The organism is Myxococcus xanthus, assembly GCF_013116825.1.
In the GTDB taxonomy this organism is placed as follows: Bacteria; Myxococcota; Myxococcia; order Myxococcales; family Myxococcaceae; genus Myxococcus; species Myxococcus xanthus_B.
On the sequence record NZ_JABFNS010000126.1, the window covers coordinates 18,117 to 27,580 of the forward strand.

Here is a 9,464-nt window from a genome sequence, read left to right on the forward strand (position 1 = left end):
ATGGCAGACCCACCGAAACCGACCGCCACGCCACCGCCGCCCTCTGGAGCCGACCGCGTCTCACCGGAGTTGGTGAAGGCGCTGCGAGAGCGCCTGACCAAGGGCGAGGACGTCGTCGATCCGAAGACCTGGGCCGGCTCCATGCCGGCCGCCTTCGGTATCGCCCCTCGCCTGCGAATCGGCGCGAACCGTTGGTTCAACCTGGTCTGGCTGCTCCCGATCGGTTGGGGGCTTCTCCTGTTCGGAGTCGCCGTAGCGCAGTATCTGCGTGGGCTCCCCGCGGTCGAAGGATTCATCCATCGGCATCCCGGGACCGGGTTCGCAACCGCGTTTGCCACGCCGATGCCGGTCTGGTTGCGCGCCCAGCATTTTCTGAACGTGTTCTTCCTCATCTTCATCATTCGCGCGGGCCTCCAGATTCTCGCCGACCATCCCCGGCTGTACTGGACCCGGCACTCGACGCCGGGAAAAGAGTGGCTCCGGATGCAGAAGCAGGTGCCGGACCTGCCGCTCTGGACCGCCAAGCAGGACTCCCTCACGCTGCCCAAACATCTCGGGCTGCCGGGCCTCCGCCACTCGATCGGGCTGGCCCGCTGGTGGCACCTCGGGATCGACATGTTGTGGCTGGCGAACGGACTCGTCTTCTACGTGCTGCTCTTCGCGACTGGAGAGTGGCGCCGCATCGTCCCGACGAACTGGCAGGTGTTTCCCGACGCCGCATCTGCTCTGCTCCAGTACCTCTCCCTGAGCTGGCCTCAGAACAATGGCTGGGTCGCGTACAACGGCCTCCAGATCATCGCTTACTTCATCACGGTCTTCATCGCGGCGCCGCTCGCGCTCATGACCGGGCTCGGCATGTCGCCAGCGCTTTCGACCCGGTTCCACGGCATCAGCAAGCGGCTCAGCATCCAGACCGCGCGCTCCCTGCACTTTCTCGTCCTGTGCTGGTTCATCCTCTTCACCTTCATCCATGTCACCATGGTCTTCGCGACCGGCCTGCTGCGGAACTTGAACCACGTGTACGCGGGGACCGACGCCAACGATTGGGTCGGGTTCGGCATCTTCGCTGTCTCCATGGCGGTCGTCGTGATCGCGTGGGTGGCGGCCACGCCGTTCACGCTGCGACATCCGCGGGTCGTGCAACGCGTCGGGTATTCGCTGGTCGGCCCGGCCCAGCGGCTCTTCGAGCACCTCGACGCCAAGCCAGGGGCCTACACGGACAAGGACATCTCGCCGTACTTCTGGCACAACGGCAAGTACCCCGAGACGCCGGAGTACCGCGCGCTCTACGACAACCACTTCGCCGATTACCGGCTACGAATCCACGGGCTCGTCGAGAATCCGGTCGAGCTGAGCCTCGACGAGCTGCGCGCCATGCCGCGCCACGAGCAGATCACGCAGCACTTCTGCATCCAGGGCTGGTCCGGTGTCGCCAAATGGGGCGGCGTCTCGATGCAGACCCTCCTCGAACTGGTCAGGCCGAAGCCGGACGCGAAATGGGTCGTGTTCTACTCGCTCGGCGACGGTTCCGACGGCGGCCGCTACTACGACGCGCATCCCATCGAGCAGATGCACTATCAGCTCACGATGCTCGCCTATGACATGAACGGCGAGCCACTCTCTTACGGCCACGGGGCGCCGCTTCGCCTGCGCAACGAGGTCCAGCTCGGCTTCAAGCAAGTGAAGTGGATTGCCGGCATCGAGTTCGTCGCTGACTTCCTCCAAGTGGGAGGCGGCTACGGCGGCTACGATGAAGATCACGAGTTCTTCGGGTATCGTCAGTCGATCTGAGTCGGGTGCGAAGGAGTGGGCGCGCTCATCGATGGTCTGTCCCCTGGTTTTCGGACCAGTTGAAGCGTGAGAGAGTCCTCGCGGCGAGGAGGCAGGTCGGTCGTGAGGAAATCCTACCGTTGTCGTTTGAGCCTGGCGCCGCGTGCCCAGCAACAGGCGTCGAGTCTCCTGGACGGAGAAGCGGACGCGGGTTGTCGGTGCGCAGTCTCCTAGCGTGAGACACGCAAAGAGGAGGGTGATGCATCGGCTGTGCATGAGCACTCTCCATGAATGGGGACTCCTGAATCGTCACACACGGGACCTGTCAGTATTAATAAGAGTCATGTCTCCGGATGATTCGGTGAGTCAAGTCAGGAGTTCGACCGGCGATGCGCGCCGCATGAACTGACTTGCGCCTGCTCGACACACCGGGATGCCTTTAGTACGCGTGTCCGGGTGCGTTCTTCGAACCTCTCTACGCCCCGTCTCCACCTGTCCTGGTGGCCCCTGGTGCTCATCGCTTCAGGTGCATGGCTGCTGCGCATCGCGGGCTTCTTCCACCGGGGAGGCGCTTTCGGGCATCCCGTGGACTACGACGAGGGCGTCTACTTCAGTGCCGCCGCACTGCTCTCCCATGGTGTGTTGCCCTACCGTGACTACTTCTTCGTCCACCCTCCCGGGATTGCCATGTTGTTGGCGCCGGTGGCCGCGTTCGCACGTGGCTTCGACGCAGCGCTGGCATTCGCGGTGGTCCGTTGGCTCGTCCCCGGGATCGGGGCACTGAGCACGCTCCTGTGCGGACGCATTGCTCAGGAGCAATGGGGCGTCAGGGCAGGCGTCGTGGCCGCGCTCGCCTATGCCGTCTTCCCGGAAGCGGCCGCCACCGAGCGTGGGCCCTTCCTGGAGCCACTGCTCAACCTCACCTGTCTTGGCATGGCATGGGTTTGGCTGCGGCATGGGGCTGATGCCTCACGGTGGAAGGGGGATCTGCTGGCCGGAGCCCTTCTTGCCACCGCGTGCGCCATCAAGCTGACAGCCGGCGCCTGGGTCATCGCCGCGGTGTGGGCTCGCGGCATGGAGGGCCAGGGACGGCGTGCCCTACGCGTCGTGCTTGTCGCGGCAGCGGTGGGGCTGGTCTGGCTGGGCCCCTTCTTCGCGCTCGCCCCCGCCGCGATGCTCGATGGCCTTCTTTGGTTCCAGTTGCTCCGCCCACCCGATGGCGAGTCTAATGTCTGGCGCCGACTTCTCATGGTCCTGGGAGACGGGCGCATGGGATTCTCCGTCCTCTGTGTATGGGGCTTGGTCGTGGCCCTGGCCCGAACGCGTCGAAGGGAGGCCGTCGCCGAGCGACTCTTCGCGGCCGCCTGGGTTCTGACGGTCGTGACCTTCTTGTCGTCGAAGAGCTATTGGGCCCAGTACAACGCCCACCTGGCGCCTACCATGGCGGTCCTCGCGGGGTTGGGGGCCTCCGTGGTGTTGAGTTGGGCGGACACACGCTCGCGCACGCAATCCGCGCTCGTCACCGCCACGGTGATGCTCATCGCACTCTCTTCGTTGCCGGCGGCCATCCGCTCTGCGAATCAGCGAGACCGTTTCCTGCTCACGCTCGGGAGCTCACTCCGGGCCTCCGTCCCTCCGGATTCAGCCCTGTGCGCCTTCGAACCGGCTTGGGCAATCTCCGCCGGGCGGCTTCCCGGAATCCCAGAGGGGACTCCCGTCCTCGTCGACCCCTACGGCCTCATGCTGAATGATGCACTGGGCACCCCCGGGCGCTTCGCTCACGCAGGAGCCGCTTTCGAGGATGAGCGCTCGCAGCGGACCATGCTCCCCATGCTTGCGCGCTGTGACATCCTGGTCCTTGAGGGACGTGGCGAATGGCAGCTGTCCTCCGCCAGCGAGCGCTGGGTCCATGAGCACTTCGTGCGAGAAGGGCTCTTCTGGCGGCGTGCTTCTGAGTGAAGTCTCGCGGATTCCCCAAGCCGGAAGGAAGCTGGAGGGGGCGAGCGACTCTCGATCACCGGGACTGTCCACTGTGGAGTTGCTCCCGTCAAATCGGACAGCTCAGGGGGCGAAGTCGCGAGCCGCCCCGTCGCCTGTGTCTAACCCGACTCGCCTGCCTTCTGCCGCATCGACAGTTCCAGCAGGCGCGAGAGGGCCAGGGCAATCACCTTGGCGTACACCCGCGAGCATCAAGGTTGCGTGCTGTCTCGGAGATGGTGCGCCCCCCGCTTCGAACTCCACCAGGTCGATGGCTTGGCCATAGAAGTCAGGCGCGGGTCTTCCTGGCGGATTGATGGCCTTCAGGATGTGGGGCGTCCCCATGTACTGCGCGTGAGCTTCGTTGGGTCAAAGAAGCGTGAGGTGTATTTTCTCACGTCGGCCAAGCGAGCATCGCGGCATCAATGATGGCGGCGAGCTTCTTCGCGGAGGCGCCATCGCGAGACTGTATCGACAAGCCCTCCAGCACCGTGGTGTAGAATGCGGCGAGCTTCCCCACCTCGGCGGATGCAGGGAGGTCTCCATCGAGAATGCCTCGCTCGAGTCGCTGCTTCAGCGCACGCTCACCCCTGAGGCGATTCTCCGCGAGGAAGGTCCTGACCCGCTCGTTCTCCGGCGAGCCCAGGAGCGAAGACAGGACGATCATGCACCCCCGAGGTTTGTCGCTGGCGGTGTAGGCCCGCGCATTGGCGCGCAGCATCTCCTCCACCGCCGCGCGTGCGGACGGAGCATCCTCCAGGCTGCGGGTGGTGTGAATGCCTTCGATCCGGTCGTAGAGCTCAACGGCTTCGCGGAAGAGCTCTTCCTTGCAGCCGAAGATGGAATAGAGGCTGGGCTTGTTGACGCCCATCGCATCGACCAAATCCTGGATGGACGTGCCCTCGTAGCCGCGCGCCCAAAACACCCGCATCGCCTCCACGAGTGCCTCGTCGCGGTCGAACCCGCGGGGGCGGCCCATTACAGCGGAGGGCTTCTTCGTCTTCACCTTGCGCGGAGTCATCGCTCGATTGCCCGCAGGCCAGCGACACCGATACCGATCATCACCAGGAAGAAGATACGTGGTGCCGAGACCTGTTCGCCGAGAAATAGCATGCCGAAGACCGCGACGCCGCACATGCCCATCCCCACCCAGACAGCGTAGGCCGTTCCGAGGGGCAGTTGCTTCAAGGCGAGCGACAGCAGCACCAGGCTGACCATGGCGAGGCCAATGCCGATGACACTGGGCCAGAACCGGGTCAGGCCGTCGGCTCGCTTGAGCGCGAGCGCCCAGGCGATCTCCTGACACCCGGCCAGTGTCAACACAGTCCATGCCATGAACGCCTCTTGCTGTCGCGGCTTCAAGCCGAAAAGCCACCATCGACCGCGATGGAGGTGCCTGTGATGAATCGCCCGCTGGCACCCGCCAGGTGCCCGACGGTGGTGGCGATGTCCTCGGGCTGCGCGTAGTGCTTAATGGACATGAGCGCCAACTCGGCCGCGACGGTGGGCCCGGTCGCCGGATTCATGTCGGTATCCGTCGACCCGGGGTCGATCACGTTCACGGTGATGCCGCGCTCGCCGACTTCCCGTGCCAGGCCCTTCGTCAGGCCGATCAAGGCGGACTTGCTCATCGAGTAGAGCGTGACTCCGCCATAGGGCACGCGCTGCGCGAAGCAGGAACCAATCGAGATGATGCGGCCACCCTGCGGCATGTGCGCGAGCGCGGCTTGAGACGCGACGAACACGCCTCGAACGTGGATTGCCAGCGTCCTGTCGAGTTCCTCGAGTGTGACCTTTTCGAACGGCCCGGAAGGGAAGATGCCGGCGTTGTTGACCAGGATGTCCAGGCGGCCCAACTCGGACGCCGCGCGGTCGACTGCGCCACGGACGGCGTCGGGGTCTCCGTTGTCCGCCTGGATGGCCACGGCCCGTCGGCCGAGTGCCTTGAGTTCACCGACCAGCGTGGCCGCTTTGTCGCCAGAGTTCGCATAGGTGAAGGCTACGTTCGCCCCCCCCTTTGCCAGATGCCGAACGATGGCGGCGCCGATGCCACGCGTGCCACCTGTCACCAACGCCGCCTTGCCACTGAACGCCATCATGTCCACCCTCTATTTTGAAACCGGTCGTTTAAAATGTCTACGCAGCGAGGGTGTCTCCGTCAAGACTTTCTTAATGACCGGTTCATATGTCCCCAGCAGAGCCCTTTGCGGGAAAGAGCCCGCGCTCTCTCCGCCAAGGTGAGTGAGCCAGTTCCCTCAAGCAGGTGAGGAGGCGGCGAGCGAGGGGCTTGAGGCAGCGTAGCCAACCTGTCCACCGAAGCGGGTGAAGCTCACACCACGGCTGCCGCTCAATGGACAGACACCCTTGAAGAGATTTCCAAGGGATTGAGGGGCATTGAGGGAAGTGGGCCCTCCTGGATTCGAACCAGGGACCAATCGGTTATGAGCCGACAGCTCTAACCGCTGAGCTAAGGGCCCTCATGCGCCAACCAACCGCGTGGCGGATTGCATATCGCCGGGTGCGCAGTCCTGGCAAGGGGCGTCGTTTTACCCGGCTTCAGCGCTTCCGCTTCGTTGCCAGTCCAGGGGCCGGCGCCTCGCGGGGCACCTTCACGCGGAAGGTGTCCCCACGCTGCGTCACCTCCACGCCTTCGGCCCGCAGGCGCCCTGCCTGCTCCTGGGCCACCTGGGGCGCCAGCGTCCCGTCCGAGCGGGTGACGCGCCACCAGGGCAGCGGCAGCCCGGGCTGCTGGGGCAGGGTGGCCATCTCCCGGCCCACGCCTCTGGCCGCCCCAGGACGGCCCGCATAGAGCGCCACCTGGGCATAGGAGCGCACCTGCCCGCGCGGAATGGCCCGGACCGCTTTCCACACCGCCTTGGAGAAGGGCAGGGGAGGCTTCTTCGCTTCGGCCTTCGGTGTCTTCGTCTTCGCTCGGAGCGCCACGGCCCCAGACTCTAGAAACACGAAGGCCCCCGGTCCACGAATGGAGCGGGGGCCTACGTTTCAGCTCAGCTCAAGCCCGGCTCAGCTCTCCACGAAGGAGCGCAGGCGCTTGGAGCGGCTCGGGTGGCGCAGCTTGCGCAGCGCCTTGGCCTCAATCTGACGGATGCGCTCGCGCGTCACCTCGAAGTCCTGGCCCACCTCTTCCAGCGTGTGGTCGGACTTCTCTCCGATGCCGAAGCGCATGCGGAGCACCTTCTCCTCGCGCGGCGTCAGCGTGGCGAGCACCTTCCGGGTCTGCTCCGCCAGGTTCATGTTGATGACGGCGTCGGCCGGCGACACGAGGCTCTTGTCCTCGATGAAGTCGCCCAGGTGGCTGTCCTCTTCCTCGCCAATCGGCGTCTCGAGAGAGATGGGCTCCTTGGCGATCTTCAGGACCTTGCGGACCTTGTCGAGCGGCAGCTCCATCTTCTCCGCGATCTCCTCCGGCGTCGGCTCGCGGCCAATCTCCTGCACCAGGTAGCGGCTGGTGCGGATGAGCTTGTTGATGGTCTCGATCATGTGCACCGGGATGCGGATGGTGCGGGCCTGGTCCGCGATGGCGCGGGTGATGGCCTGACGAATCCACCAGGTGGCGTAGGTCGAGAACTTGTAGCCGCGCTTGTACTCGAACTTGTCCACGGCCTTCATCAGGCCGATGTTGCCCTCCTGGATGAGGTCCAGGAACTGCAGGCCGCGGTTCGTGTACTTCTTCGCGATGGACACCACGAGGCGCAGGTTGGCCTCCACCAGCTCGCTCTTGGCGCGCTCGGCGCGGCGCTCACCCAGACGGATGGCGTCGTAGTTGCGGCGCAGCGACTCGACGGGGAGGTTGGCCTCCTCCTCGACCTTCTTGATCTTCCGCACCGCCGTGCGCACGTCGCGGTCCAGGACCTCCAACTGCTCCGGCGTGAGGTTGAGCTGCTTCTGCAGCTTCTTGCCGATGTTGGGGTTCTCCCGCGACTCCTTCAGCTGCGGGCGCAGCTCCTTCATGGAGCAGTCGTAGCGGCGCTCCAAATCACGCAGCTCGTCCTCGGCCTTGTCGACGCGCTCGATGAGGGCCTTGAGGTTGATGACGATGCGGTCCACCTGCTTCTTGTTGAGCCGCATCTCCTCCAGGACTTCCATCATCTTGGTCCGGAGGTCCTTGATCTCCTGCTTCACTTCCTTCTTGCGGACCTCGGTCAGCTTCTTCTTGGAGGACAGCTCCTCCTCCAAGACGTCGCAGTCCTGGGCGAACTTGCGGAAGCGCTCGATCTGCTTGCAGATCTGCTCAATCTTGTTGAGCTCGCTCTGCGCCAGCTGCGCCGGAGCGTCACCTTCACCGACCTCCTCGGGCGCCTCTTCGGCACCTTCGGACTGCGTCTCCTCCGGCGCGTCCTTGATGACGTCGCGCACGCGCAGCTTGGCCGTCTTCAGCTTGTTGCCGATGTCGAGTATCTCCTCGACGGCCACCTTGCACGCCAGCAGCGCGCGGAGGACTTCCTTCTCACCGTCCTCGATGCGCTTGGCGATTTCGACCTCGCCCTCGCGGGTGAGCAGGCTGACGCTGCCCATCTTGCGCAGGTACAGGCGCACCGGGTCGTTCGACTTGCCGCCCGGCTCGTCGTCCTCGTCCTTCTCGTCCTCGTCGGCGTCTTCCTTCTCTTCCTCGACGGTGACGGTGGGCTTGATTTCGTTGTTCTGAGCGGCCTTCTGCGCGTCGACAATCTCGATGTCGTTGTCGCCGAACATGCTCATCACGTCGTCGATCTGATCGGACGACACGATGTCGGCGGGGAGCGCGTCATTGACCTCGTCGTACGTGAGGAAGCCCTTCTCACGGCCCGCGGCGAGCAGGTCCTTGACCTCCTTGCGCTCGGCGACCGGATCCTCCTCGATGTCGTCCTCGACGGCGTCGGGGTCGACCTGGACGGCGGCGGCGGCCTCTTCCGCGGCCTCCTCCGGGTCCACGTCATCGCCCATGGCCGGCGCCACGCCCTTCTTCTTCTTCTTGAGCTTCTCCGTCGCCTCGGCGACGACGTCCCTCGCGACGAGTTCTTCCTTCTCCTCGGCGCCCGTCTTGGCCCCCTTCGCCGCGGCACCGTCCGGAGCCTTCTTCTTGCGGATCACCGGATCCACTTTCTTCTTGGTCGGCTTCACGGACGCCTTCGAGGGCTTCTGCGTCGGCATTCGGGTACTTCTCCTTGAGCAAATTCAGGGGCTTGAGGCCTGGGCGAGCCGGCCGATCTACCGCAAAGTCAGGGTTTCTTACAAACGCGAACTCAAACCGGTTGCATGGGCGCCTTTGTTCCCGAGGAGGCAGGCTTGAGCTCCTCCAGGACACGCTTCTTGAGCGCCAACAGTTCCACGCGCTCCGCCAGGAGCTGGCGCGTCTCCTCTGTCAGGTCGAACGCCCCCGGCGTCTGCTCCGTCGCCCGCTTTATATAAACGAGCCGCTCGTCGATGCGCCGCACCATGATTTCCCTGCAGATGGAGAGGAACGCCGCCTCCAGGGGGACCGGTTCCGAGGGGAGCTGCCGCAGCGCGCTTTCAATGCCGCGCTTCACGGCTTCCGAGGATTCAAAGAGCGCATCATTTGCGCCGTGTCCCGACGTCGCATGCGCCAGCGCCATGCGCAGGCCCATGTGGGACAGCTCGTCACACACGCGGAAGGTGTCCCGCGCCATCAACCGTGGCTCTTTCAACACCGCGCCCACGTAGAAGCACTCCAGCGCGGGGGGCGGCTTCTCCAGGGG

Annotated in this window: 7 protein-coding genes, 1 tRNA gene and 1 pseudogene; 2 read left to right on the forward strand and 7 right to left on the reverse strand. The window is 64.8% G+C overall.

Annotated features, from left to right (window positions below; all coding sequences use genetic code 11):
* Positions 1-1,791: a molybdopterin-dependent oxidoreductase gene (locus tag HNV26_RS29175; protein ID WP_216612818.1), complete on the forward strand. Its 1,791-nt coding sequence runs from the start codon at positions 1-3 to the stop codon at positions 1,789-1,791.
* Between the two features lie 435 nt (positions 1,792-2,226).
* Positions 2,227-3,729 carry a hypothetical protein gene (locus HNV26_RS29180; RefSeq protein ID WP_171444105.1) on the forward strand — a complete coding sequence of 501 codons (1,503 nt, stop codon included), beginning with the start codon at positions 2,227-2,229 and terminating at the stop codon, positions 3,727-3,729.
* 412 nt (positions 3,730-4,141) lie between these two features.
* Here HNV26_RS29180 and HNV26_RS29185 read toward each other — a convergent pair whose 3' ends face one another.
* The 7 genes and pseudogenes from HNV26_RS29185 to HNV26_RS29215 all read right to left on the reverse strand — a co-directional run.
* The gene (locus tag HNV26_RS29185) at positions 4,142-4,768 is read right to left on the reverse strand and encodes a TetR/AcrR family transcriptional regulator (RefSeq protein WP_171444106.1); all 627 of its coding nucleotides are present in this window, start codon (positions 4,766-4,768) and stop codon (positions 4,142-4,144) included.
* The gene (locus HNV26_RS29190; protein WP_171444107.1) at positions 4,765-5,082 is read right to left on the reverse strand and encodes a DMT family transporter; all 318 of its coding nucleotides are present in this window, start codon (positions 5,080-5,082) and stop codon (positions 4,765-4,767) included. The genes HNV26_RS29185 and HNV26_RS29190 overlap by 4 nt, the downstream gene beginning before the upstream one ends.
* A 23-nt stretch (positions 5,083-5,105) precedes the next feature.
* A complete protein-coding gene (locus tag HNV26_RS29195) occupies positions 5,106-5,846 on the reverse strand; it encodes a 3-oxoacyl-ACP reductase family protein (protein WP_216612819.1) in 741 nt (246 codons plus the stop codon).
* 305 nt (positions 5,847-6,151) lie between these two features.
* Positions 6,152-6,224 (reverse strand) — tRNA-Ile (locus HNV26_RS29200).
* A gap of 79 nt (positions 6,225-6,303) precedes the next feature.
* Positions 6,304-6,690, reverse strand: a complete 387-nt coding sequence (locus tag HNV26_RS29205; protein ID WP_171444108.1) for an MGMT family protein — start codon at positions 6,688-6,690, stop codon at positions 6,304-6,306.
* Between the two features lie 81 nt (positions 6,691-6,771).
* Positions 6,772-8,898, reverse strand: a complete 2,127-nt coding sequence (rpoD, locus tag HNV26_RS29210; RefSeq protein ID WP_011555174.1) for an RNA polymerase sigma factor RpoD — start codon at positions 8,896-8,898, stop codon at positions 6,772-6,774.
* A gap of 92 nt (positions 8,899-8,990) precedes the next feature.
* Positions 8,991-9,464: pseudogene (locus HNV26_RS29215) on the reverse strand (DNA primase); the annotation flags it as partial.